The sequence below is a fragment of the Mesorhizobium sp. USDA 3734 genome (genome assembly GCF_056279665.1).
In genome coordinates, this window is record NZ_JBWCCW010000001.1 from 6168182 (window position 1) to 6193527 (window position 25346).

Below are 25346 nucleotides of genomic sequence, written 5' to 3' on the forward strand. Positions count from 1 at the left end.
CCAGCGATAGGCCGGGCGCTCAGCCCGGATGTCGGAGTGTCTATTCGTTTTTATCATACTCGTCAATTGATCTGGTATGATAATTAATGTACATGCTCAGACCAACGACCGCTGGCGCAAATCATCCGCATCCTTTAAGGCCGGACCGGTTGTGCGAAACCAGCGGGTTCGCCGCCTTGGAGGAGGGCTGAGGTGACCGAGATTTTGAAGAAGGCACCCGGCGACACCCGCCGCCCGCGCGTCATGCCCGATGTGACCAAGGCGATGGCCTCGGACATCTTTTCCGGGCGCTACCCGGCCGGATCCTCCTTGCCGACCGAAAACGAACTCGGCGTCGAATATGGCGTCAGCCGCACCGTCATCCGCGAGGCCCTGAAGGTGCTGGCGGCCAAAGGGCTGGTGCTGTCGCGGCCGCGCGTCGGCACCATCGTCTGCAACGAGGACGACTGGAACATCATCGACCCGCAGGTGCTTGCCTGGCACGCACCGCATGCGCTGGACGACAAGCTCTTCGACGCCATTCTTGAAACGCGCCGGGCCATCGAGCCGCTGGTTGCCGAACTGGCTGCCACCCGCGCGACGCTGCAGGAGATCGCCGATCTCGAAGCCGCCTGGCGCGGCATGGCCGGCGCCGGCGAGGATCTCGCCGCCTTCTCGCGCAGCGACATCGCTTTCCACCAGATCGTCTATGCCGCGAGCCACAACCCGATCTTTCGCCAGATCGGCAATCTGATCGACACAGGGCTGAAATTCTCGCTGGAGGCGACGGCGGTGATTTCGCTCGACCGGCGCATGGAGGCCGTGGCGGCGCACCGCGAGGTGGTCGAGGCACTGCGCATGCGCGATGCCGAGGCGGCACGTGGGGCGGCAAACAGGATCCTCGACCTCGCGGCGCGCGACCTCGTCAGCGCCAAGAAACTCAAGAGCAACTGAGACAGCGCATGAAAATCATCTCGCTCACCACCTACATCGTTCCGCCGCGCTGGCTGTTCCTGAAGATCGAAACCGATGCCGGCGTCACCGGCTGGGGTGAGCCGGTCGTCGAAGGCCGGGCGCTGACCGTCGAGGCAGCGGTGAAGGAGCTTGGCGATTACCTCATCGGCAAAGACCCCCGCCTGATCGAGGACCACTGGACGGTGATGCATCGCGGCGGCTTCTATCGCGGCGGACCGATCCTGATGAGCGCCATTGCCGGCATCGACCAGGCGCTGTGGGACATCAAGGGCAAGGCGCTCGGCGTGCCCGTGCACGAACTGCTCGGCGGCAAGCTGCGCGACACGATCAAGGTCTATTCCTGGATCGGCGGCGACCGGCCTGCGGAGGTCGCGGCCGGTGCCAGGGAAATGGTGGCGCGCGGCTTCCTGGCGCTGAAGATGAACGGCACCGAGGAACTGCAGATCGTCGACAGCCATGACAAGATCGATGCGGCGGTCGAACGCGTCGCCATGGTGCGCGAGGCTGTCGGACCCAACATCGGCATCGCCGTCGATTTCCACGGCCGCGTGCACCGGCCGATGGCGCGCGCCCTGGTCAAGGAGCTCGAGCCCTACCGGCTGATGTTCATCGAGGAGCCGGTGCTCAGCGAAAACCGCGAGGCGCTGAAGGAGATCGCAGCGCTTGGCTCGACGCCGATCGCGCTCGGAGAGCGGCTCTACAGCCGCTGGGACTTCAAGTCGGTGTTCGAGGAAGGCGTCGTCGACATCATCCAGCCCGACCTGTCGCATGCCGGCGGCATCACCGAATGCCGCAAGATCGCGGCGATGGCGGAGGCCTATGACGTGGCGGTGGCGCCGCACTGCCCGCTCGGGCCGATCGCGCTTGCCGCATGCCTGCAGCTCGACGCGGTCAGCTACAACTGCTTCATCCAGGAACAGAGCCTCGGCATCCACTACAACGCCGCCAACGACCTGCTCGATTACGCCGCCAACAAGGATGTCTTCCGCTACGAGGATGGCTATGTCGCCATCCCCGACGGCCCGGGCCTGGGTGTCGAGATCGACGAGGACTACGTCAAGGAACGCGCCAGGGAAGGCCACCGCTGGCGCAATCCGATCTGGCGCCACAAGGACGGCTCCTTCGCCGAGTGGTGACGGGATTGTCGCTCGCCTTTCACCGGTTGCCGGTCCGGGTAAAAAGCCGCTTCCAGTTCCTGATCCGTTTTGCGGTCGGCACCGTCATTGTGTCTTCGGGCGATTGCGCGGCCTGACTGTTTTCGACGGAGCCACCACGTGCTTGCAGGAATTGCTGGAGACGTGGCCTGTCGATCTTGCCGGTTGGTGTCAACGGCAACGACTCGATCGCATGGATTCGGCCTGGAATTTTCCACGGCGGCAGGATCAGCCTCAAGCCGGCCCGCAGCGCGTCAGACCGAAACAAGGCCCCCGGCTTCATCACGACGAAGGCAGCAAGGGAATGGGCATCCTGGCGGAGCTCGGTGATGACGGCGGCTTCACCCACCGTTGGAAGCTGCAGCAAAGCCTGCTCGATTTCCCGTATTTCGACGCGATAGCCGCGAATCTTGACCTGGTCGTCGCGGCGCCCGAGGAATTCAAGACTGCCATCGCTCGACAGGCGGCCGATGTCGCCTGTGTGAAACAGGCGCTGGTCGGGAAAACCGGGGGCGTCGCGAAAATACTTCGCCGTTTCGGAAGGCTGGCGCCAATAGCCGTCGGCCAGAAAGGCACTGCGCACGACGAGTTCACCGACGCCGCCCGGTTCGACCGGTTGCCCGTCCTCATCGACGACCAGGAGAAACTTGTCGGCGACCGGTCGGGGCGCCGGCACCGTGCCTGATGTGGGTATCTCGCCCGGAGCCACCGATGCCACGGCGATATGGCCGGCCTCGGTGGAAGAGAAGCGATGGCGCAAGCCGCAGGACGGGGCGAAGCGACGGCGCCATTGCTCGATGTCGGAGGCAATGACCGTCTGACCTGCCAGCGCCACCAGCCGGACCGAAGGATGCAGGCCCTTGCCGTCGATCATCTCCAGATATTTGCGAAACAGCATCACGGGCGGGTGCAGCAGCGTGATGCGACGCTCGTCGATCCACGCGCCGAGATCGCCGAGACCGCGCGATGCGGCGTCGTAGAGTTCGAGCGTGGCTCCGTTCAGCAGCGCTCCGAAGACATCCGCCTCCGATGAAGCGAAACTGCAATAGGTCAGAAGAGACTGCCGGTCGGTGGCGGCCAGCCCGTCATACCCTGCACAAAGCCAGGCCCTGTGCAGCACGGTGCGATGGCTCTTGACCACACCTTTCGGCCGCCCGGTGCTTCCCGACGTGTAGAAGATCGCGGCCGGGTCGCGCGGGTCGACCGGAACATGCAGTGCATCGGCGGAGTAGCGCAGGTCGATGTCTTCGAGCAGGAGAAGCCGGCTGTCATCGCCGACAAGGTCGCGCGCTGCTGCGGCGTGAGCCGCGTCGGTCAGCAGCAGGTCCGGGGCGGCATCGCCGATGATGTCACGCTGGGCCTTGAGCGGCATTGCCGGATGGACGCACAGGAATGCCTTCGCCGCCTTGAGCACGGCCAGCGCGCATATCACCATCTCAGGCGAATGGTCGACAAGATAGGCGACGCATCCGTGCCCGGGCTGCGTGCGCTCGAGGATCGCCCGGGCCAGTTGATTGGTCCGCCGGTCGACCTCGCCATAGGTCCACGGCCTGTCGCCGCCACCAATCGCCACGTGCGAGCCGAAGCTGCGCACCACATTGTCGAATCGCGCCGGGATGCTTCCGTCCAGCTCGGTTCGATCGAACGTCAGCAGCTCAGCCATGGCTTTCGGCAAACCGGCTTTCCCCGACGATCTCCAGTCTGGCATCGAACCCGGCCTTGCGCGCGTAGGCGAGGAGTACCTTGTAGGTCGATGACCTCAGCCGCACGCCTTCACTCAGGCTCTGTTGGCGGGTGCGCAGTTCCATTTCGCCCGGGATGAGGATTTCATTGGCGTTTTCGGCGTGTTCGCCATTCCTGGTCTGCTCGATGAGACGATCGACGCGCTCGGTGAAGTCGACGATGGGCATGAACCGCTCGGGATCGAGCGCCATGAAGAAATGGCCGTAGTCCGGCGCGTGAGAGCCTTCACGTAACCTGTCCTGATGGTGGTCGCTGCCAAAACCGGCGCCTGTGAGCACGCCGGCAAGCACTTCCATCACCATGGCCAGACCGTAGCCCTTGTGTCCGCCGATCGGTACGCCGAGCCCGGCCGCGAGATCGCTAAGGTCTGTCGAAGGCCGCCCGAACCGGTCCAGAATCCAGCCCGCCGGCAACGGACTGCCTTCGGCAACCGACAGGCCGATCTTGCCGCGCGGCGCAACGCTCATGGCGACGTCGAGAAGGATGGGAAAATGGCGCCCCGCCGGAATGCCGACGCCGAGCGGGTTGTTGCCGAATGTCGGCGTGACGCCGCCGGTCGGCGCCAGGATCAGCGGTCCGTTGGTGGTGCACAGGCCGATCAGCCCTTTCCGTGCTGCCTGCCAGACATAGTGGCCGGCGGCGCCGAAATGATTGGAGCGGCGGACACTGACAATGCCGACGCCGTGCTTGCCCGCCTTTTCAATGGCGAGGTCCATCGCCACCATGCTGATCCACTGGCCGGGGCCGTTGTCGCCATCGATGCGGGCGATGATGGCGCTGTCATGCTCGATGCGGATTTGCGGATGCGCATTGATCTTGCCCGAAGCAATCCGCGTGGCGTAGCGGGGAATGCTGACAATGTCGTGCGTTGGCTGTCCGCGCAGGCTTGCCTCGAGCTGCACTTCCGTGACGATCGCCGCCCCCTGCGCGCCCAGCCCGGCCCGTGCCAGCGCTTCGCGGCCATAGGCACGGAGGCTTTCGATCGTCACCAGAACTTTCGCCGCGTCCGCACCCGCCGGTGCAGCCGCAACGGTTTGCCCAAGGCCCGCCTGGGAGGCAGAGCGCGCTAGATCGGCGATCGTCTGGTGCTGGTAGAGCTGACGCAGATCGATGGCCAGGCCGGCTTTGCCGGCTTCGACGACGATGTTGATGCTGAGGAGGGAATTGCCTCCGAGGTCGAAGAAATTGTCGTGCAGGCCGACCTCCTCCAGCCTCAGCACCTTCTTCCAGACCGCCGCCAGGATCGTCTCGGCCTCCGTTCGCGCCACGCCATGCAACCCGGTCTGGCTCAAAGGGGGTATGCCGGCAATTGACCGCGTCGCCGCTTGCGGCTGGCTGGCGAGCAGAGCCCGCCGGTCGATCTTGCCGTTTGGCGTGCGCGGCAAGCGATCCAGGATGACGATGCGTTGAGGCAGCATGTATCGCGGCAGCTGCCGTCGCAGAAAATCGCGCAGTTGCCGAGACAGAGTTTGCGCATCATGCGGCGCATTGACCGCAACGAAGGCGACCAGGCGTTTGCGATCGCCGATATCGTCATCTTCGATGGCATCCTCGACAACACCAACGAGACATTCGCGCACCTCCGGATGCGTGTGGAGTGCAGCCTCGATCTCACCCGGTTCGATGCGGAAGCCGTGAATCTTGATCTGTTCGTCGGCACGCCCGACGATTTCGATCGTCCCGTCAGGCAGGTAGCGCGCCAGATCGCCGGTTCGCTGCAGCCGCTCGCCCGCGCTGAACGGGTTCGGCACGAGGTTGCTGGCCCCGGAGCGATTGATATAGCCGCGACCGACACCAGCGCCGCCGATATACAGCTCGCCGCTGATGCCGACCGGAACCGGACGGCGGGACGTGTCCAGCACATAGGCCTGCGTATTGGCGATCGGCCACCCGATCGGGATCATTCCCGCCGTGCCGGCCTCGACCGGAATGGGATGGACCGTCACGATTCCCGTCGTCTCGGTCTGGCCAAACATGTTGATGAATTCCGTCGCCGGCTTGCAGAGGCGCCGCCACTTTTCGACCAAGGCGCCCGGCAGGGGCTCGCTGGCCCACAACATCAGCCGCACCCGATTGTCGAGCAGTCCTTGGCCCACGGATGGATCGAGCGACATCAGCACATGCAGGCAGCCGGCCGAAAAGGATGGAACGAGATCCACCACCGACACGCGCTGGCGGCGCACCATCTCGAACAGCATATGCGGGTCGCTGATTTCCTCGGCCGAGGCGATCGAAACCGCCGCACCGCACGACAAGGGAACGGCAAACTGGCGTATCGACGAGGAAAACGAAAACGAGGCGGTGTGCAGCCATGTGTCGTATGGTTCGAGCCCGACGGCGCGGACCATTGCCTGCGCATAGTGACCGACATTCGCCTGCGTGATCATGGCGCCCTTGGGCCGGCCGGTGGAGCCCGACGTGTAGATGACGTAGGCGAGCGCATCAGGCAGAGCGAGGATGCCCGGATTGCCGGGATCCTGTTCCGCGACGGACGCCTGGCAGGCGTCGATGCAAATGGCCTGCCTAGCGGCAGCTTGGCCCGGTGCCTCCGGCTGAAACGCGGCGCCGAATTTCGGCAACAGCGATGTCTCCGTGATGAGCAGTGCCGCACCCGCATCGGCCAGCATGAAGGCAATGCGATCGGGCGGGTAATCGGGATCGAGCGGCAGAAACGCGCCGCCCGCCTTCCACACGCCAAGCAGCACCGCCAGCACCTCGGCCGACCTTGGCAGACAGACCGCCGTTAGTGTCTCGCGGGCGACGCCGCAACTGCTGAAATAGCCCGCGAAGCGGTTGGCCCGCTCATTCAGTTCGCGATAGGTGAACCGCTGATCCTGGTCCAGCACGGCGACAGCGTCTGGCGTCCGCTGGACCTGCGCCTCAAACAGCTGGATATAGTCCTTCCCCAGCAATTCGTCGGCTTGCGTGCGGTTCCAGCCGGTCTCGATCTGGCGACGATCGACCTCGGGCAACAGCGGCAATTGCGAGAGCGTTTGCGCGGGATCGCTTGCTATGCCTTCGAGCAAGGTCTGGAACTGCCGGGCCAGCCGATCGATGGCGGCAGGCTCATGGAGATCGGCGTTGAATTGCCAGGTCGCGGCCATCCCGTCCGGGGTTTCCGACAGGTACAGAGTGAGATCGAATTTCGCCATCGCCTTGTCGATGGCCAGCTTCTGTGCAGCAAGACCCTGCGCGAAATCGAAAGACGGTCCCGCCACATGATCCGGGACGTTCTGGAACGCGAACATGACCTGGAACAGGGGCGTGTGGCCGGGATCGCGCGCGATCTTCAGCTGGTCAACGATGCGTTCGACAGCGACATCCTGATGCGCGTAGGCGTCGAGCGCCGTCGAGCGGATGCGGCCGAGCAATTCGACGAAGGACGGGTCGCCGCCAAGCGTCGTGCGCAAAACCAGCGTGTTGGCGAAGAAGCCGATGAGCGGCTCCAGTTCCCTCCTCGGGCGATTGGCGATCGGCACGCCGACGACGCAATCATCCTGCCCGTTGTAGCGGAAGAGCAATGTCTTGAAGGCCGCCAGAAAGACCATGAACACGGTCGCGTCCTGGCTTCGGCCGAGGATCTTCAGGCGATCCGTCGTTTGACGATCGATCTCGACCTGCACTGTGCCCCCGCGATGGGACTGGACCGCCGGGCGGGGCCGGTCTGTCGGCAGCGTGCAGGTCGGCGGCAGAGCCTTGAGTTGCCGGACCCAGTATGCGGTCTGGCGTTCGATCTCCGCGGTCTCGATGCCGCGCTGTTGCCAGGCGGCGAAGTCGCCGAACTGCAGCGGCAGCTCCGCGAGCGGCGACGCCCTATTGTCATGAAAGGCTTGGTAAAGCTGCTTCAGCTCGGCATGCAGCACACTGATCGACCAGCCATCGCAGATGATGTGGTGCATGGTCAGCAGGAGGGCATGGTCCTGCTCGGCCAGCCGAACCAGGCTGGCGCGAAACAACGGACCTTGCGCCAGATCGAACGGTGCAGCACTTTCCTGCGTGGCGATGCGCATGGCCTCGGCGGTTCGCGCGTCCACCGCGTGGCCGGTCAGGTCGATCGTCTCCAGCCTGGTTTCCTGAGATCCGGAAACGACCTGGACCGGGTCGCCGTCGCGCAGGTGAAAGGTCGTGCGCAAGATGTCGTGGCGTCGGCGTATCTCGTCGAGCGCCAACGCCAGTGCACGCTCATCAAGCGCGCCTCTCAGCCACAGCGAGGCCGACATGGTGTAAGCGCTGCCGGCGCCCATCCGGTCGAGAAAAAAGACGCGCTGCTGGGCTGAGGAAAGCGGTGCAGGCATCCCTTCTTGTCGACGAGGAATGCGTATCGTTGCCGGCCCGGACGTCGATCCCCGCTCCAGCCGCGCCAGACCATCCGCGACGAGGTTGGCCATCTCTTCGCCGATGCGCCGGGAAAGCCGCGCCACTGTCGGGTAGTCAAACATGCAGTCGACCGGCAATGTGACCTCGAATATGGCATGCAACCGGGCGAGAACCTGCATTGCGGTCAGTGAATGACCGCCAAGGTCGAAGAAGTCGTCATCGATGCCGGGCGGTTCGGTTCCCAGAATCTCGGCAAAGACCGCCGCCACCCGGCGCTCGATCGCGGTTCGCGCAACCATCTTGCCGGCCTGCGACGGAACAGGTTGACCGTCCTGTTCTTGCAGGTTCAGCGCCAGAGCCAGATGCCTGCGATTGAGCTTTCCGCCGGCATCGACCGGAATCTCATCCACCAGCGCGATCCGCTGCGGCACTTTGGAGCGCGCCAGCCGCTCGGCGACAAAGCCGCGGATCTGCTGCGTCGACAGCGCTTTCCCCGGCCTGGGAATGACCGCCGCGGCAACAGTCTCGCCAAGCACTGGATGGGGGATGCCGAAGACGACCGCCTGTTCGATGTCGGGATGGTCGAGCAGGACTTGCTCCACCAGCGCCGGCGCGATCTTTTCGCCGCCGCGATTGATGGTGTCCGCCAGGCGGCCGGAAACGAACAGATAGCCGTCTGCGTCGAGATGGCCCCTGTCTCCTGTCCGCAGCCAGCCATCGACGAAAGCAGCCTCATTGGCGGCGGGATTGCCATCGTAGCCAGGCATGACATTGGCGCCACGAATGACGATTTCGCCGCTCTCGTCCGGCATCAGGAGACGTCCGGCGTCATCCATGATGGCGATCCGCGGGCCAGCGGACCTGCCGACGGAGCCGCGCTTGCGTTCGAACGGCGGCAGGCCGTTGCTGGCAATTTGCGGCGCCGCCTCGGTCATCCCATAGGCCTCGACGAACGGTACGCCGAATATGCCTTCAATATCCGCGATCCATTGGGATGGCATTGGCGCAGAAGCCGAACGGATGAAGCGCAGCCCGGCCCGACGCGGGTCTCCCCGGTAAAAACGTATCTGGTCGAGGATCGTACGATGGATGGCCGGCGAAGCCGAATACCAGGTCGGCCTGAATTCTTCGAGGCCGCTGAAAAAGCGGTCGGCGGAAAAGCCCGCCAGGCTGACGTAGCAACTCCCTGAAACCAGCGATGCCAAAAGACTGCTGATGCCATGGATATGGAACAGCGGCATCACGCCCAGGCAGCGGTCGGTGTGCCGCAGATCCAGTGCCGCGCAGATGTCCTGTGCCGAAACGCAGAGGTTTCGATGGGTCAGCGGCACCAGCTTGGGCCGCGCCGACGTGCCCGAGGTGAACAGCAGCAGCGCGGTATCGTCCGGCGTTGCCGCATCCTGTCGTGAGGCCTTGCGCCTGTTATCGCGATGCGTCTCGCCGGCACCGGTCAGCGAAAAGCGCCCGGCCGCCGCACCCGGCTCGGCAAGCAATTGCAGGACGCGGATATCGAGCGACGCCGCCACGGCAAGCAGCGGCGATTGCCAGCCATGCGGCACGATCAGCGTCGTGGCACGCAGCACGGCCAGCTGCGATTCAAGTTCGCGCACCGGCCAGGCGGGGTTCAAGGGAGCGCATGCCGCATTGGCTGCGACGGCCACGATCGCTACCGCGGCTTCCGCACCCTCGGGCAGCAGCAACGCGACACGGTCGGATAGGCCGATGCCCTCCAGCGCCAGCGCCTCGCCGACATAGCGGATCTGGGCAGCCAGCCCTTCAAAGGTCAGCGCTGGCCGTCCCTCGGCCAGAAGGGCCACCGTCTGCGAATTGTGTCCGGCATGCCGGTCCACATGGTCACGTATCGTGCCCATCAGATCCCGATCCGGGATCGACGTCGATCAGAAATAGCCACCGCTCAACCCAAAAAGCCTTTGCCCGGTCCCCTGAGTGCTTGCTGGCGGCGCGGCTGTCAACGCGCGGAGAGCTCAAAACATGAAAACAGGGTTCCGTCGCTGCTGCCGAAGCGACCCTCAAAACAGCGGCTGTCGATCGCCGCCAGGCGCTTTGAGGGAACGATCTGGGCCTTGGCGGCGTGTTTCTCCACATCCAGTTCGACGCGAACATCGTGAAACGCCAAAAACCGGCCGGTAAGCGGGAAATACATTTTGTAGAACGCTTCCTTGATCACGAACAGAAGCTTTGGCTGGTCGCAGCCGAGACGCCTTTCGATCTCGTCCCGCCCCTCTAGTTCGGCAGCGTCGGACACCAATTGCGCCAGTTCGCACGAGAGGAAAGAGGCCTCCTCGATGTCGATGCCGATGCCGAGGAATTCGGCGGATGATCCGACGGCGACGACGCACAGGTTTCGGGTATGAGAGATGGAACCGACAAACCCTGTCGGCCATAGCGGCGCACGATTGTCCCCGATCGGGATGACGCTGCCGCCCGCGCCAAAGCCCTGCAACGCCTGCCGTGCGTAAAAGCGTCCTGCGCGAAATTCACGGCGTCGCGCCGGCACGACATTGCCCAGCGAAAGTTCTTCCTCAAGCAGCAGGTCGCGATCGGCTGGTGTGAGATCGCCGCCCTCGACGACGATGCCATGGCTAACCAACCGCCGGAAAGCTGCCACCAGCTGGACTGACGAACGATCGTCGCGGAGTTCCGGCTCAACAGGCAATGCCATTCCTTTGCCGGTGCAATTGCCGCCATTCGATGCTGTCGCGAGTTGTATCAGAGCGTCGGCGACCCGGCCAAGGCCCAGGGCTGAGACAAGCGCCGTCCCTGTCAGGCGTCGTAAAACGCGACGCTGGCAAGCCTTTGAAGAGGTGCGGTTATTCCTGCAAGGAAAGAGCCGGTTTTGCAGAAAGACTGTTTGGTGGAGCCAATCGGGATCGAACCGACGACCTCTTGAATGCCATTCAAGCGCTCTCCCAACTGAGCTATGGCCCCACTTCCGGCAGTCAACCGGCACCGTTTCCGGCGAAGAGATCCGGCGCGGGTTGGAGACCGCGCCGTTAGTGCAGGCGGCTTCTAACCCCGCCTTTCCCAGATATCAAGCCTTCGAGAGCCGCTTTTTCTTCACAGGCCACGAAAGCCTGCAAACGCCCGCTTTCAAGGCCGATCAGACCTCGTCGTCGTCGTCGCCGACGCCGATCATGTCGGCGACGTCGTCGTCTTCTTCCTCTTCGTCGGCAAGGAAAGTGTCATCCTCGTCGTCGCCGAGGTCGACATCGTCCTCGTCATCGCCAAGATCCGGCAGGTCGTCGCCCTTGACGTCCTCGTCCGCCTCTTCGAGCGAGACGACCTCAACGCCCTCTTCTTCCTCGGCGTCCACTTCCTTCTCGGCCACTTCCTCTTCCTCCTCGAGAGCGGCAATCTTGCCTTCCTCGAAATAGGAACGCGGATAGGTCTTGCCGGTGTAGGGCGAGACGATCGGGTCCTTGTTCAGGTCGTAGAATTTTCGGCCCGTCTCCGGGTCGATACGTTTTGTGCCAAGTTCGGTTTTTGCCACGGCAAGCCTCGTCAATAAAAGAGTGGTCCCCTTAACCACAGTTTGCAGCGCTGTCAAAGCGAAAAGCCGGCGTCACAAAACCATGCATTGGAAGGCCTCGCGTCAAGTGACGACCATTGGGGATGACCATTTCGACCCGCCGTGATACGAGACCGCCGCAACAAATGAAAAGCGCCGGCCCGCCGGCATTCCGTCCAGGGAAATTCCATGTCTCACGCCGCCGCCCCCAAGCCGGCCACCGCCCGTCGATCCCCAGCCCTTTCCGGCACCGCTCGCGTGCCGGGCGACAAGTCGATCTCGCACCGTTCCTTCATGTTCGGCGGCCTCGCCTCCGGCGAGACCCGCATCACTGGCCTGCTCGAAGGCGAGGACGTGATGCGCACGGGCGCGGCCATGAAGGCGATGGGCGCGCATATCGAGAAGCATGGCGCCGAGTGGGTAATCCGCGGCACCGGCAATGGCGCGCTGCTGCAGCCGGAAGGGCCGCTCGATTTCGGCAATGCCGGCACCGGCTCGCGGCTCACCATGGGCCTTGTCGGCACTTATGACATGGAAACGACGTTCATCGGCGACGCCTCGCTGTCGGGCCGGCCGATGGGCCGCGTGCTCGAACCGTTGCGCCAGATGGGCGTGCAGGTGCTGAAGGCGACGCCGGGCGACCGCATGCCGATCACGCTGCATGGGCCCAAGCACGCCGCACCGATCACCTACCGCGTGCCGATGGCCTCTGCGCAGGTGAAGTCTGCGGTGCTGCTCGCCGGGCTGAACACGCCGGGCATCACCACCGTCATCGAACCCGTGATGACGCGCGATCACACTGAAAAGATGCTGAAAGGATTTGGCGCCAACCTGTCGGTCGAGACCGACGAGCGCGGCGTGCGCCACATCTTCATCGAAGGCCAGGGCAAGCTGACGGGGCAGACCATCGCGGTGCCGGGCGACCCGTCCTCGGCCGGTTTTCCGCTGGTGGCCGCACTGATCGTGCCGGGTTCGGACATTGTTATTGAAAACGTGCTGATGAACCCGACCCGCACCGGACTTCTGCTGACGCTGCAGGAGATGGGCGGCAAGATCGACATCCTCAACCCGCGCAATGCCGGCGGCGAGGATGTCGCCGACCTGCGCGTGCGTTACTCCGAACTGAAGGGCGTTATCGTGCCGCCGGAGCGGGCGCCATCGATGATCGACGAATATCCGGTGCTCGCCGTCGCCGCCAGCTTCGCCGAGGGCGAAACGCTGATGCAGGGGCTGGAGGAACTGCGGGTGAAGGAATCCGACCGGCTGTCGGCCGTCGCCAACGGGCTGAAGCTAAACGGCGTCGACTGCACCGAGGGCGAAGCCTCGCTCGCCGTGCGTGGCAAACCGGGCGGCAAGGGGCTTGGCGGCCATCCCAACGGCCAGGACACGACCGTGCAGACCCATCTCGACCACCGCATCGCCATGAGTTTTCTGGTGATGGGGCTGGCGACGGAAAAGCCGGTCACTATCGACGACCAGGCGATGATCGCGACGAGTTTTCCGGAATTCATGGGGTTGATGACAGGACTGGGCGCGGAGATCGAGTGAGCCTAGAGATCAAACATGGCTGAGCTCAAAAGAGTATTCATCTCTTATTCGCACGATTCCCAAGTTCATAAAGAATGGGTTCTCAACCTCGCATCTTTCTTGGTGGAGCGCGGGGTGGATGTTGCCTTAGACCAATGGGACGTGGACCTTGGCGATGACCTAGCAAAATTCATGGAGCAGTCGCTCAGGGAAACCGATCGAGTTCTTTTGATCTGCACCGACAACTACGTGGAAAAGGCGAACGCTGGCATTGGCGGCGTAGGTTATGAAAAAACAATCGCTACGGCTCAAATTCTATCCAACAAATATCGCCGCAGGCGATTCATCCCTATTGTACGGGACGTTGCGGGGGACGAGAAGGTGCCAACCTTCTTTGGTGCAGCGCGATACCTCGATCTCTCGGTGGGGAAAGATACTCCCGAAGCTCGCGAGGCCTTGCTTCAAAGCATCTACGAAGTGAATTCCTCCAAGCCAACACTAGGCTCAACCCCCTACATTCCGCCTTCCGCACCCGCTCTTGCTAGTTCTCGGTCCGAGACGCGACGCATTAAAGAAAGTGACCCTTTGGTCGCCTTCAGCGAACGTTTCTCGCAGGCATTTCCTGGCGTACGTGGCGTCGAGTGGTTCAACGAACCTAGGGTCGTAGCAGAGCGGTTAGCAATCTTGCTATCGCCACCCTTGTCATTCGAGGATGGCCAGCATCTTGCTTGGTGGTGGCGCGGCCTTCGAAACATGCAGATCGAACGCTTCGAACATCTAGAGGCGCAAAACTTCCTGATGGACGCGGATGAAATCAATGTGAAGCGAATTGCCGCTGTCAATAATGGACTCTATTATCGCAATTTTGTTTACGTTGAAACTAATCCCGATCCCGAAACTGGCCTATACTCTTGGCGCGATGGTGAGATTAACAGCGCTATTGAGGGAACCGGCTTTGCAAATGAGGAATACGGCTTAGTCGATGGAAGGCTCCTTGTGCGGCGATCGGAGTATGATGATGGGGCTGCAATTATCGACGGCAAGCCAGTCGACATACGCGGCAGGGTAGAGCTAAGGATACGGTATATAACTCCATACAACTTCCTGATTGCTCCGAACCAATCACCTATAAACAACCCAGAATTTGATTTACCACTCCAAAAATACCTCGACTCCTTGGTTCAAGGAACCAACACCTTCGACGAAATGTGTGATGCGATTCTGAAATTGCGTAGGCAACGCAGGTTAAGTTGAGTACGTCTTGTGAATGACACCACCTTCACCATCGCCATCGACGGACCCGCCGGCGCGGGCAAGGGCACCCTCGCCCGGCGGCTCGCCGACCACTACCGGCTGAACCTGCTCGACACCGGTCTCACCTATCGCGCAGTGGCCTATGCGCTGATCCAACACGCGCTGCCGCTCGACAATGTCTCGGCCGCCGAAACCGCTGCCCGCCAGGTTGATCTGGCCAAGCTCGACCGCACGGTGCTGTCGGCGCATGCAGTCGGCGAGGCTGCCTCGAAGGTCGCCGTGTATCCGACAGTGCGGCGCATCCTCGTCGAAAAGCAGCGTGACTTCGCCAAGACACCGCCGGGTGCGGTGCTGGACGGGCGCGACATCGGCACTGTCGTCTGCCCCGACGCCGACATCAAACTCTATGTGACGGCCAGCGCCGAGGTGCGGGCGCGGCGGCGGCTGGCCGAGATCGAAAGCATCGGCGGCACCGCTGATTTCACCGAGATCCTCGCCGATATCGTGCGCCGCGACGAGCGCGACATGGGCCGTGCGGACTCACCTTTGAAGCCAGCGGCCGACGCGCACTTGCTTGATACCAGCGAAATGGCTATAGAAGCCGCGTTTCTTGCAGCCATGGCGATCATCGACGACGTCTTGGCCAAGAGAGACAAGGCCTGATCCGGGTTTTCCCTCGTGTTTCCGTTGTCGGAGGCGAAGAAAATACCCATATCGGGCACGAACCAGCCTGCCAGCATTCTTCATGCGCCGGAATTGCCGCTTAAAGAGCGGCCCAGGGCTTTTGTAGCCCGGAACGCCGGCAGGCCAACGCAACGCTAACCCACGGCGCCCGTCCCGCATGAGATGCGGGGCACTCCAGGAGAAACAATGTCAGCTGCAAATCCCACTCGCGATGATTTCGCGAGCCTGCTCGAAGAATCATTTTCCGCCGGCCATTCCGGCGAAGGCCAGGTCGTCAAGGGCACGATCACCGCGATCGAAAAGGACATGGCCATCATCGACGTCGGCCTCAAGGTCGAAGGCCGCGTGCCGCTGAAGGAATTCGGCGTCAAGGGCAAGGACACCACCCTGAAGGTTGGTGACACCGTCGAAGTCTATGTCGAGCGCATCGAAAACGCGCTTGGCGAAGCGATGCTGTCGCGTGAGAAGGCCCGCCGCGAAGAGAGCTGGGTCCGTCTCGAAGAGAAGTTCACCAAGGGCGAGCGCGTCGAAGGCGTCATCTTCAACCAGGTCAAGGGCGGCTTCACCGTCGACCTCGACGGCGCCGTGGCCTTCCTGCCGCGCAGCCAGGTCGATATCCGCCCGATCCGCGACGTCTCGCCGCTAATGCACAACCCGCAGCCCTTCGAGATCCTCAAGATGGATCGCCGCCGCGGCAACATCGTGGTGTCGCGCCGTACCGTGCTCGAGGAGAGCCGCGCCGAACAGCGTTCGGAAATCGTGCAGAACCTCGAAGAAGGCCAGGTTGTCGAAGGCGTCGTCAAGAACATCACCGATTACGGTGCGTTCGTCGACCTCGGCGGCATCGACGGCCTGCTGCATGTCACCGACATGGCATGGCGCCGCGTCAACCATCCGACCGAAATCCTCAACATCGGTCAGACGGTCAAGGTGCAGATCATCCGCATCAACCAGGAAACCCACCGCATCTCGCTCGGCATGAAGCAGCTCGAGAGCGATCCGTGGTCCGAGATCGGCACCAAGTTCCCGATCGGCAAGAAGATCAAGGGCACCGTCACCAACATCACCGACTACGGCGCGTTCGTCGAGCTGGAGCCGGGCATCGAGGGTCTCATCCACGTTTCGGAAATGTCGTGGACGAAGAAGAACGTGCATCCCGGCAAGATCCTGTCGACGACCCAGGAAGTCGACGTGGTGGTGCTCGAGGTCGATCCGGCCAAGCGTCGCATCTCGCTCGGCCTCAAGCAGACGCTCGAGAATCCGTGGCAGGCTTTCGCCTCTAGCCATCCGGTCGGCAGCCAGGTCGAGGGCGAGGTCAAGAACAAGACCGAGTTCGGCCTGTTCATCGGCCTCGAAGGCGACGTGGACGGCATGGTGCACCTTTCCGACCTCGACTGGACCCGTCCGGGCGAGCAGGTCATCGAAGAGTACAATCGCGGCGACATGGTCAAGGCGCAGGTGCTCGACGTCGACATCGACAAGGAGCGCATCTCGCTCGGCATCAAGCAGCTGGCCAAGGATACGGTCGGCGAAGCGGCGACTTCCGGCGAACTGCGCAAGAACGCGGTCGTCACCTGTGAAGTCATCGGCGTCAAGGATGGCGGTCTGGAAGTGCGGCTGGTCGACAGCGGCATCGAAACCTTCATCAAGCGCTCCGATCTGAGCCGTGACCGCGACGAGCAGCGCCCCGAGCGCTTCACCGTCGGCCAGAAGGTCGACGCCCGCGTCATCGCCTTCGACAAGAAGACCCGCAAGCTGCAGGTCTCGATCAAGGCGCTGGAAATCGCCGAAGAGAAGGAAGCGGTCGCTCAGTACGGCTCGACCGACTCCGGCGCTTCGCTGGGCGACATCCTGGGTGCCGCGCTGAAGAAGCAGGGCAGCTAAGTCCTTCGCATAGCGAAGTCCTTCGCACAGGCTCGAAAACAAAACCCCGCCGGAGCGATCCGGCGGGGTTTTTCTTTGACCGACGTGAAAGGTTGGAAGGTTACGCCCTGCCGTAAAGCGGCACCAGCGTGCCGCTCATCGCCTGGTTGGCCGGCGAGGCAAGGTAGGCGATGGCCTCGGCGGCGGCTTCGAGGCTGACCCATCTGGTGACATCGGCATCCGGCATGTCGGCGCGGTTTGCCGGCGTGTCGAGCGTCGACGGCGCCACGGCATTGACCAGGATGCCCTTGTGCTTCAGTTCCTCGGCCATCGCCACAGTCATCGCCGCCACCGCCGCCTTGCTGGCCGCGTAAGCGACCGAACCGGCGCCCCTGCGCGGTTCCAACGCCGCCCGTGCGGCGATGTTGACGATGCGGCCTGCCGTGCCTGACGACAGCATCGAACGGACCGCGGCGCGGCAGCACAGGAAGGCGGTGCGTGCATTGGTGTCCATCATCTCGGCAAAGGACGCCGACTCGATCTTTTCCACAGGTGCCGAGGTGAAGCCGCCGGCCAGGTGGATCGAGCCCCAGAGGCCTGGAACCTGACTGTAGAACGCCTCGACCTTGGCGGGGTCCGAGAGATCGACATTGTGCACCAGCTGGACACGGTCATGCGTGGTGAAGGGGAAATGCGTAGGTGCGGCGGCATGGGCATTGGGCACATGGCAGATCGCGCCGTCACTCAGCAGTTTGCCGACAACCGCACCGCCGAGCGCACCGGTTCCGCCGGTCACGACGATATGCTTGCCTTCAAGTGTTTCCGTCATCTTGGACGCTCCTGTCATTTTTTTATCGTTAGGTCGTTTCTTAGCCACGCCGACGCGAAGCGTCGCGCCTTTCGAGCCGTCACTCAATTGAAATCTCGACATGGCAGTTGTCGCGTCTTTGCATGCGTCCGCCCACAGGTCAGCCGTGGGTCATGCCAGCCGGGACGGGAACCACACGCCACTGATATTCAGTCAACCGTGATTTCGATGACGCGCGGCAGTCCGGTTGCCCGTGCGCGTTTCAGCGCGTCCGCCAGAGCGTCGATATCGGCAAGCCGTTCGGCGCCGATGCCATAGGCCTCGGCCAGCTTGCAGAAATCCGGCGGCGCCGGCGACACGCCGACCGGCTCGACGCCGACATCGAGCATCGAGGTTTCGATCTCGCGATAGCCTCTGTTATTCCAGACGACGAAGATGACCGGTGCCTGGGCATCGAGTGCGGCGCCCAGTTCCGGCAGCGTGAACTGAAAGCCGCCGTCGCCGGTGAGGCAGACAACCGGCGCATCGGGCACCGCAAGGGCGGCGCCGATCGCCGCCGGCGGGCCATAGCCGAGGGCGCCGAAGCCGGTGGCGGCATTGAACCAGCCGCCCGGCCGGTCATGGTCGTAATAGAGGTTGGCGGCGTAGATCGGCTGCGTCGAATCGCCGACGATGAGCGCGCCCGGCAAGGCGTCGCGGATCATCTCGACGGCGCACACCTGCGCCTGCAGGGTCGGATTGAGTTCGGCAAAGGCCGCTTTTCGTGCAGCGGCGGCGCGCGACGACCCGCCCTCGCTCGCCGGGACATGGCCCGTTTCCAGAAGCAGCGCTTCGAGCGCCTCGGCGCAATCGGCCTGGATCGAAACCGTCGCCGGGCGGCGGGCAAGCTGGTCGGCGCCGATATCGATGCGGATCAGATTGGCGGGCAGGACGAAGCCGCCATCGCTGTAGCCGTCATAGTCGGTCGGGCCGAATTCGGTGCCCGCGGCAATGACCAGATCGGCGTCGGCCATCAGCGCCCGCACTGCCTTCAGGCTGGGACTGGCTGGCACGCAAAGCGGATGCCCATGCAGCAGGCCGCGCGCATTGGCGGTCTGGACGACCGGCGCTCCCAGACGTTCGGCCAGACGCCGCAAGGGCGCTTCGGCGCGTTTGGCGCCGCCGCCGACCAGGATCAGCGGGCGGCGCGCGGCCGCGATGAGTTCGGCCGCGCTGGCAATTGCAGCACCTTCCGGAGCGGGTGGCGCCACATTGCTCAGCAGGGCAGCGATGCCATCCGCCGGCTTGACCATGACGTCGGTCGGGATCTCGATATGCACCGGCCCGGGCCGCGCCGATGAAAACAGGGCGAAGGCCTGCGCCAGGGCACCGGGCAATTCGCTGGCCTCGGTGACGCGTTGCGAAAACAGCGCCACTTTCTCCATCATGCCGCGCTGGTCGGGCAATTCATGCAGAAAGCCCAGACCCTTGCCCAGCGTCGGCATGGCGTTGACGCCTGATATCACCAGCATCGGCACCGAATCGGCGCGTGCCTGGCCCATGGCGGTGATGGTGTTGGTCAGCCCCGGTCCGGTGATGACGAAAGCGACACCCGGCCTGCCGCTGGCGCGCGCATAGCCGTCGGCCATGAAGCCGGCGCCCTGTTCGTGGCGCGGCGTGACGTGGCGGATCTTGGAGCGCGCCAGCCCACGGTAGAGTTCGACCGTGTGCACGCCGGGAATGCCGAAGACCGTATCGACGCCATGGGCTTCGAGCAGTGAAATGAGCGCCTCGCCGACGGTGGACCCAATGGTGGTTTCAGTGGTGGTCCCAATGGTGGTCATTGGCGCAGCACCGGGCGCGTCAGGCAGGTCGGGCCGCCCTCGCAGGCGATGCAGAGCGCATCCGCCTCGAAGGTGGAAACCACGCAACCGGCCGCCTGCATGGCAGCCGCCGTCCTGGGAAAACCGGCAACGGCGATGACCTGGCGCGGCGCGGTCGGCAGCACGTTGAGGCTGAGCCCGTTGGAAGCGAAGAACTCGTCGGCGTCGCCCTCGACCAGCTTGATGCCGCGCGCGCGCAGCAACTGGTAGAAGGCGGCCGGCAGCAAGGGCGCGTAGACCAGCGCCAGATCGTCGGCGAGCGGACTGATCACCGACATCAGATGCAGGCAGGCTTCCTCGCCGTGCCACAGCGGCAGGTCGAAGCCAAAAACCGAAATGCCCTTCGGCGAAAGCAGGTTCGACAGCTGCTGGATACCGTCCTGGTTTGTGCGCACGCCACGGCCGACGGCCAGCGTGTTTGCATCTACCCAGACGCAATCGCCGCCTTCCACCTGGCCAGGGCTTTCGAGACGGCCAAGGATGGGAATGCCCATGCGCTTGTAGGCTGTCTCATGCAGACCGGGCTCGGCCCGGCGCAGCGCCTTACCCATGGCAAGAATGATCGCGCCATGATCGGTCATCAGCGACGGATCATGGGTGAAGACGGAATCGGCCAGCCCGTCATCGGCATCCGTCAGCCATTCGATCTCGGCGCCGGAGGCCGCGACCATGCCGGTCAACTGCTCATGCTGGGCTGCGGCCTTTTGCGGATCGAAACCCGGACCATAGTGCCATTCCTGTGCCCTGGCATGACGCATGGCGCTGGCGGCGGACCGCATCAGCACGCGTTTCAGGGGTCCGGCCATGGACTGCGACCCGTATGATTTGCCCACTAACTTCTCCCGAAACGTCCGTTGCCGCCACTAACCACTACAGCAAGCTGTGATCAATAGTCCAAAAACCATGGTTGACGGAGGCAAGCGGAACGGTCCATCCTGAGAATGGGAACTCTGTCCAGTGACGGTTAATGGGTAAAAGAATCCAGCAGCGACCAATTCGACAGCTCCGAGAAGCGTCGAAGGGATGACGGCCACAAGCGCCGCATCCGTACTGAAACACACGGCGCAGGACGGCGCCGCCGAAGCCATCCATGTCGAGAACCTGCACAAGAAGTTCGGTGAATTGCATGTGCTGAAGGGTGTCTCGCTGTCGGCGCGCGACGGCGAGGTGATCGCCATCATCGGTGGTTCAGGCTCGGGCAAATCGACGCTGCTGCGCTGCATCAACTGCCTGGAGAACCCGACCAGCGGCATCATCCGCGTCAATGGCGAGGAGATCAAGCTCAAGGCCGACAGCCATGGCCACACGGTTCCGGCCGACCGCAAGCAGATCGAGCGCATCCGCTCCAAGCTCGGCATGGTGTTCCAGAATTTCAATCTGTGGAGCCACATGACGCTGATCGAGAACGTCATCGAGGTTCCCGTGCATGTGCTTGGCGTCAAGCGCGATGTGGCGATAAGCGAAGCCGAAAAGCTGCTCGCTCGCGTGGGGCTGGCCGAAAAGCGCGACGTCTATCCGGCCTATCTGTCGGGCGGCCAGCAGCAGCGCGCCGCGATCGCCCGGGCACTGGCCATCAATCCGCGCGTCATGCTGTTCGACGAGCCGACCTCGGCGCTCGATCCCGAGCTGGTCGGCGAGGTGCTGAAGGTGATCGGCGACCTGGCGCGCGAAGGCCGCACCATGGTGCTGGTCACCCACGAGATGAAGTTCGCCCGCGAGGTCGCGACGCATGTCGTCTATCTCTACAATGGATTGGTCGAGGAAGAAGGACCGCCCGAGCAGATCTTCGGCGCGCCCAGATCCGAAAGGCTGAAGCAGTTCATCCGCAACATCGGCTAGGACAGGCCGGGACGGAAGAAAACCGGGAACCAACAACAAACTGGGAGTCGTGACATGAAGACCGTTCTGAAGACATTCGCCGCAGCGCTGCTGCTCGGCGTCGCCGCCATGGGCGTGGCCAAAGCCGATCCGGTCAAGATCGGCGTCGCCGCCGAGCCTTATCCGCCCTTCACCTCGCCCGATGCTTCGGGCAAATGGGTCGGCTGGGAGATCGATTTCATCGACGCCGTCTGCGCCGAAGAGAAGCTCGACTGCGTCATCACCCCGGTTGCCTGGGACGGCATCATCCCGGCGCTGACGACCAAGAAGATCGACCTCATCGTCTCCTCGATGTCGATCACCGCCGAACGCGAGAAGACGATCGACTTCTCTGACAAATACTATAACACCCCGACCGCGATCATCGGCCCGAAGGACCAGAAATTCGGCTCCTCGCCGGACGACCTCAAGGGCAAAGTGCTCGGCGTGCAGGTTTCGACGGTGCATGCCGTCTACGCCAAGAAGCACTTTGGCAGCACAGCTTCCGAGATCAAGGAATACCAGACACAGGACGAAGCCAACAATGATCTTGCCGCCGGCCGCCTCGATGCGGTGCAGGCCGATTCCATTGCTCTTGGTGAATTCCTCAAATCGGACCAGGGCAAGGCCTGCTGCGATCTGAAGGGCATGGTCGCTCCGGACGACGAAGTGCTCGGACCGGGCGTCGGCGCCGGCGTGCGCAAGGAAGACACCGAGCTGAAGGGCAAAATCAACGCCGGCATCAAGGCGATCCGCGCCAACGGCAAATATGACGAGATCTCGAAGAAGTATTTCGACTTCGACATTTACGGCGGCGGCGCCCAGTCGAACTGACGATCCTCGCATGAGCTGAGGGGCATGGCGCCGATGCCACGCCCCTCCTGCCCGATCTTTCCCAGGCATGTTTGCCACCGACGTTGCCGTCGGTGGTTAGAGCCAACACTTCGGGGGCGACGCTGATCGACGCATTTCTTTCGGCCTCGGCGGCCGGTATCATCGAACTTCTCTCGCCCAATCCGCCGGGCTGGGGCCGGGTTCTTTTGGTTGGACTGCTCCATTCGATCGAAATCGCGCTGGGCGCCACCTGCCTCGGCCTTTTGATCGGCACCGGCGGCGCCTATGGCAAGCTCTACGGCGGGCCGGTGGTGCGCGATCTGCTGGCGGTCTACACCACCATCGTTCGCGCCGTGCCCGAACTGGTGCTGATCCTGCTGCTCTATTATGCCGGAACCGACCTGATCAACCAGGCGCTGACGGCGATGGGCTATCAGCGCGTCGACATCAGCGGCCTCGCCGCCGGCATCGTCGTGCTCGGCTTTGTGCAGGGCGCCTATTCGACCGAGGTGATACGCGGCGCGATCCTGGCCATTCCGCAAGGCCAGATCGAAGCGGCCCGCGCCTATGGCATGTCCCCCGGCCTGCTGCTGCGGCGCATAACACTGCCAGCAATGCTGCCTTTTGCGATACCGGGCCTCGCCAATCTCTGGCTGATCGCCACCAAGGACACCGCGCTGCTGGCGGTCGTCGGTTTCTCCGAACTGGCGCTGGCAACGCGGCAAGCGGCCGGTGTCACCAAAGCCTATTTCACCTTCTTTTTCGCTGCGGGCGTGCTCTATCTGCTGCTGTCGCTGTTTTCCAATCTGCTCATCGGCCGGCTCGAGGCCTGGTCGCGACGCGGCATGCCTTCGCTCAAGGAGGCGCGCTGATGGCGAATGAAGCGGCCATCATCAACGCCGTCGCGCGAACGTCGCTGTGGCTGCAGCCGCACCGCATCGTGCTGATCCTGATCGCACTGGGCCTGGTTCTGTCGGCGGCCTTTTTCATGCGCTGGGACTGGCTGCCGCAATATTATGAAATGGGCTTGATCGGCATCTGGCGCTCGCTGTGGATCCTGGCCGTCACCTGCGTGCTGGGCTTCCTGCTCGCCGTGCCGCTCGGGCTGGCGCAGGCCACCGGCTCCTTCTGGTTCGCCGCGCCCGCCAAGGTGTTCTGCACGGTGATCCGGGGCACGCCGCTGCTGATCCAGCTGTGGTTGCTCTATTACGGCCTGGGTTCGCTGTTCCCGCAATATCCGTGGATCCGCGAATCCTGGATGTGGCCGTATCTCAGGCAAGCCTGGCCCTATGGCGTGCTGGCGTTGACTTTGTCGTTCGCCGGCTATGAGGGCGAGGTGATGCGCGGCGCCTTTGCCGGCGTGCCCAAGGGACAACTGGAGGCCGCCCGCGCCTTCGGCATGAGCCGGTGGAAGACGTTCCGGCGCATCTGGCTGCCGCAAGCCATCTACCGGGCGCTGCCGACGCTGACCGGCGAGACCGTGCTGCAATTGAAGTCGACGCCGCTGGTGGCGACGATCAGCGTCATCGACATCTTCGCCGTTTCGTCCAAGGTGCGGCAGGACACCTACCTCACCTACGAGCCCTTGCTGCTGCTGGCGCTGATCTACATGACGATCACCGGCATTCTGGTCTTCGCCTTCAGCAGGATAGAGGCCAGGATCCCGAACAAGATCGGCTAGTGAGTTAGCGAATAGGGAATAGCGAATAGCAAGCGCCCGCCATTTCCGGTACTCCCTACTCGTTATTCGCTATTCGCTTAGGAACTCAATGTGATGCAACTCAGTCTCGACCAGGCAAAAGGACTGTGCCGGATGGCGGCACTTGGCGCCGGCGCCAATGAGGAAGCGGCACAATCGCTCACCGCTTCGATCGTCGCAGCCGAGGCGGAAGGGCTTTCGAGCGTAGGCCTGTCGCATTTCATCGATTACCTCGAGGCCCTGGAAGCCGGACGCATCGACGGCAACGCCGACCCGGTGATCACCCGGCCGGCGCTGGCGGTCTATCTCTCCGATGCACGCGGCGGGCTGGCGCATACAGGCTTCGACCGCACCATCGACGACCTCGCCAAGGCGGCAAAACTGTTCGGCGTCGCCATCTTCTCGCAGAAGAACGCCTATACGTGCGGCGCGCTCGGCTATTTCACCGGGCGCCTGGCGGCGCAGGGACTGGTGTCGTTCGCCGCCACCAACGGCCCGGCCGTGCTTGCCGGCTCGGGCTCGGTCAAGCCGGTCTACTGCACCAACCCGATGTCGTTTGCCGCGCCCGCAGCCGACGGCGCGCCGCTGGTCATCGACCAGTCGTCGAGCGCCACCGCTTTCGTCAACATCCGCAAGGCGGCCGAGGACGGCAAGACAATCCCCGAAGGCTGGGCGCTGGACGCCAGCGGCAACCCGACCACCGACCCAGCCGCCGCCATGAAGGGCGCCATGCTTGCCTTCGGCGGCCAGCGCGGCGCCAACATCGCGCTAATGGTCGAGGTGCTGGCGGCGGGCCTGTCGGGCGCCAACTGGTCGCTCGACGCACCATGGTTCAGCGGCGGGCCGGACAGCCCCGGCACCGGGCTGTTCGTGCTCGCGGTCGAGCCCAAGCTGCTCGATCCCGATTTCGAGCAGCGGATGAAGGACCAGCTCGACCGGCTGCGGCGGCGCTTCGGCGTGCACGTGCCCGGCCGTGCCCGGGCCGAAGCCGCCGAGAAGGCGCAAGCGCGCGGCATCACCGCGTCCAAGGCGGTGGTGCAGCGCATTTCCGAATTCGCCGCCCGCTATTCTTCCTGAACAACCCATTAGATATCAGATAGTTATCCGAAATCTGCCCGCCTGAGGCGCGGCGCGGTGCGATTTTCTTTGCGCGCCGCTGAACCTTTCCGCGCCTTGCGGCGACACAGCTTTGTCCAGGGCAAGGCGAGCTTGCCCGATCCACACCGAGGGAAGCAGCAAACCGAAAGCGAAAGCCTGTCTC

General features: G+C 63.5%; 18 protein-coding genes and 1 tRNA gene. 11 read left to right on the top strand and 8 right to left on the bottom strand.

Annotated elements, in window-relative coordinates:
- The first annotated feature begins 192 nt into the window (after positions 1-192).
- Positions 193-933, top strand: coding sequence for a FadR/GntR family transcriptional regulator (locus ACZ89F_RS29475; RefSeq protein ID WP_476095620.1), 741 nt, complete (start codon positions 193-195; stop codon positions 931-933).
- Between the two features lie 8 nt (positions 934-941).
- Positions 942-2090: a galactonate dehydratase gene (dgoD, locus tag ACZ89F_RS29480; RefSeq protein WP_128309496.1), complete on the top strand. Its 1149-nt coding sequence runs from the start codon at positions 942-944 to the stop codon at positions 2088-2090.
- A gap of 19 nt (positions 2091-2109) precedes the next feature.
- Here dgoD and ACZ89F_RS29485 read toward each other — a convergent pair whose 3' ends face one another.
- The 5 genes from ACZ89F_RS29485 to ACZ89F_RS29505 all read right to left on the bottom strand — a co-directional run bounded on the left by ACZ89F_RS29485 (position 2110) and on the right by ACZ89F_RS29505 (position 11679).
- Complete coding sequence (locus ACZ89F_RS29485; protein ID WP_476095622.1) at positions 2110-3771, bottom strand: AMP-binding protein; 1662 nt, start codon at positions 3769-3771, stop codon at positions 2110-2112.
- Entirely contained in the window at positions 3764-10039 is a 6276-nt protein-coding gene (locus ACZ89F_RS29490) for an amino acid adenylation domain-containing protein (protein WP_476095623.1), read from the bottom strand. Before ACZ89F_RS29490 ends, ACZ89F_RS29485 begins: the two co-directional genes overlap by 8 nt.
- A gap of 98 nt (positions 10040-10137) precedes the next feature.
- Positions 10138-10851 carry a 4'-phosphopantetheinyl transferase family protein gene (locus tag ACZ89F_RS29495; RefSeq protein WP_476095625.1) on the bottom strand — a complete coding sequence of 238 codons (714 nt, stop codon included), beginning with the start codon at positions 10849-10851 and terminating at the stop codon, positions 10138-10140.
- A 190-nt stretch (positions 10852-11041) separates the two neighbouring features.
- Positions 11042-11117: transfer RNA gene (locus ACZ89F_RS29500), tRNA-Ala, on the bottom strand.
- 172 nt (positions 11118-11289) lie between these two features.
- The gene (locus ACZ89F_RS29505; protein WP_013528180.1) at positions 11290-11679 is read right to left on the bottom strand and encodes a TIGR02300 family protein; all 390 of its coding nucleotides are present in this window, start codon (positions 11677-11679) and stop codon (positions 11290-11292) included.
- A gap of 207 nt (positions 11680-11886) precedes the next feature.
- Here ACZ89F_RS29505 and aroA point away from each other — a divergent pair, with 207 nt between their 5' ends.
- From aroA to rpsA, 4 genes are all read left to right on the top strand, one after another.
- The gene (gene aroA, locus ACZ89F_RS29510) at positions 11887-13245 is read left to right on the top strand and encodes a 3-phosphoshikimate 1-carboxyvinyltransferase (RefSeq protein ID WP_476095627.1); all 1359 of its coding nucleotides are present in this window, start codon (positions 11887-11889) and stop codon (positions 13243-13245) included.
- A gap of 15 nt (positions 13246-13260) precedes the next feature.
- Positions 13261-14478: a toll/interleukin-1 receptor domain-containing protein gene (locus ACZ89F_RS29515; RefSeq protein WP_476095629.1), complete on the top strand. Its 1218-nt coding sequence runs from the start codon at positions 13261-13263 to the stop codon at positions 14476-14478.
- A 9-nt stretch (positions 14479-14487) separates the two neighbouring features.
- Complete coding sequence (cmk, locus tag ACZ89F_RS29520; RefSeq protein ID WP_476095631.1) at positions 14488-15141, top strand: (d)CMP kinase; 654 nt, start codon at positions 14488-14490, stop codon at positions 15139-15141.
- A gap of 207 nt (positions 15142-15348) precedes the next feature.
- Positions 15349-17046: a 30S ribosomal protein S1 gene (rpsA, locus tag ACZ89F_RS29525; RefSeq protein WP_476095633.1), complete on the top strand. Its 1698-nt coding sequence runs from the start codon at positions 15349-15351 to the stop codon at positions 17044-17046.
- Between the two features lie 100 nt (positions 17047-17146).
- Here the strand turns inward: rpsA and ACZ89F_RS29530 are convergent, their stop codons facing one another.
- From ACZ89F_RS29530 to ACZ89F_RS29540, 3 genes are all read right to left on the bottom strand, one after another.
- On the bottom strand, positions 17147-17854 hold the full coding sequence (locus ACZ89F_RS29530) for an SDR family NAD(P)-dependent oxidoreductase (protein ID WP_476095635.1): 708 nt from the start codon (positions 17852-17854) through the stop codon (positions 17147-17149).
- A 188-nt stretch (positions 17855-18042) separates the two neighbouring features.
- The gene (locus ACZ89F_RS29535; RefSeq protein ID WP_476095637.1) at positions 18043-19656 is read right to left on the bottom strand and encodes a 5-guanidino-2-oxopentanoate decarboxylase; all 1614 of its coding nucleotides are present in this window, start codon (positions 19654-19656) and stop codon (positions 18043-18045) included.
- On the bottom strand, positions 19653-20501 hold the full coding sequence (locus ACZ89F_RS29540) for a dimethylarginine dimethylaminohydrolase family protein (RefSeq protein WP_476095639.1): 849 nt from the start codon (positions 20499-20501) through the stop codon (positions 19653-19655). Before ACZ89F_RS29540 ends, ACZ89F_RS29535 begins: the two co-directional genes overlap by 4 nt.
- Before the next feature lie 217 nt (positions 20502-20718).
- On the opposite strand from ACZ89F_RS29540, the gene ACZ89F_RS29545 reads away from it, so the two are divergent.
- From ACZ89F_RS29545 to ACZ89F_RS29565, 5 genes are all read left to right on the top strand, one after another.
- Positions 20719-21534 (top strand): ABC transporter ATP-binding protein, encoded by an 816-nt coding sequence (locus ACZ89F_RS29545; protein WP_476095641.1) that lies wholly within the window; start codon positions 20719-20721, stop codon positions 21532-21534.
- 54 nt (positions 21535-21588) lie between these two features.
- A complete protein-coding gene (locus tag ACZ89F_RS29550; RefSeq protein WP_476095643.1) occupies positions 21589-22386 on the top strand; it encodes a transporter substrate-binding domain-containing protein in 798 nt (265 codons plus the stop codon).
- Between the two features lie 158 nt (positions 22387-22544).
- On the top strand, positions 22545-23258 hold the full coding sequence (locus ACZ89F_RS29555) for an ABC transporter permease (protein ID WP_476097426.1): 714 nt from the start codon (positions 22545-22547) through the stop codon (positions 23256-23258).
- Positions 23258-24067 (top strand): ABC transporter permease, encoded by an 810-nt coding sequence (locus tag ACZ89F_RS29560; protein WP_109665767.1) that lies wholly within the window; start codon positions 23258-23260, stop codon positions 24065-24067. The genes ACZ89F_RS29555 and ACZ89F_RS29560 overlap by 1 nt, the downstream gene beginning before the upstream one ends.
- 93 nt (positions 24068-24160) lie before the next feature.
- Positions 24161-25162, top strand: coding sequence for an Ldh family oxidoreductase (locus ACZ89F_RS29565; protein ID WP_476095645.1), 1002 nt, complete (start codon positions 24161-24163; stop codon positions 25160-25162).
- Positions 25163-25346: the final 184 nt, after the last annotated feature.

Excerpts from the sequence above, each read along its gene's own strand:
- dgoD (WP_128309496.1), top strand. The coding sequence starts at position 942 with ATGAAAATCATCTCGCTCACCACCTACATCGTTCCGCCGCGCTGGCTG.
- ACZ89F_RS29485 (WP_476095622.1), bottom strand. The coding sequence starts at position 3,771 with ATGGCTGAGCTGCTGACGTTCGATCGAACCGAGCTGGACGGAAGCATC.
- ACZ89F_RS29490 (WP_476095623.1), bottom strand. The coding sequence starts at position 10,039 with ATGGGCACGATACGTGACCATGTGGACCGGCATGCCGGACACAATTCG.
- ACZ89F_RS29495 (WP_476095625.1), bottom strand. The coding sequence starts at position 10,851 with ATGGCATTGCCTGTTGAGCCGGAACTCCGCGACGATCGTTCGTCAGTC.
- aroA (WP_476095627.1), top strand. The coding sequence starts at position 11,887 with ATGTCTCACGCCGCCGCCCCCAAGCCGGCCACCGCCCGTCGATCCCCA.
- ACZ89F_RS29515 (WP_476095629.1), top strand. The coding sequence starts at position 13,261 with ATGGCTGAGCTCAAAAGAGTATTCATCTCTTATTCGCACGATTCCCAA.
- rpsA (WP_476095633.1), top strand. The coding sequence starts at position 15,349 with ATGTCAGCTGCAAATCCCACTCGCGATGATTTCGCGAGCCTGCTCGAA.
- ACZ89F_RS29530 (WP_476095635.1), bottom strand. The coding sequence starts at position 17,854 with ATGACGGAAACACTTGAAGGCAAGCATATCGTCGTGACCGGCGGAACC.
- ACZ89F_RS29535 (WP_476095637.1), bottom strand. The coding sequence starts at position 19,656 with ATGACCACCATTGGGACCACCACTGAAACCACCATTGGGTCCACCGTC.
- ACZ89F_RS29540 (WP_476095639.1), bottom strand. The coding sequence starts at position 20,501 with ATGGCCGGACCCCTGAAACGCGTGCTGATGCGGTCCGCCGCCAGCGCC.
- ACZ89F_RS29545 (WP_476095641.1), top strand. The coding sequence starts at position 20,719 with ATGACGGCCACAAGCGCCGCATCCGTACTGAAACACACGGCGCAGGAC.
- ACZ89F_RS29550 (WP_476095643.1), top strand. The coding sequence starts at position 21,589 with ATGAAGACCGTTCTGAAGACATTCGCCGCAGCGCTGCTGCTCGGCGTC.
- ACZ89F_RS29560 (WP_109665767.1), top strand. The coding sequence starts at position 23,258 with ATGGCGAATGAAGCGGCCATCATCAACGCCGTCGCGCGAACGTCGCTG.
- ACZ89F_RS29565 (WP_476095645.1), top strand. The coding sequence starts at position 24,161 with ATGCAACTCAGTCTCGACCAGGCAAAAGGACTGTGCCGGATGGCGGCA.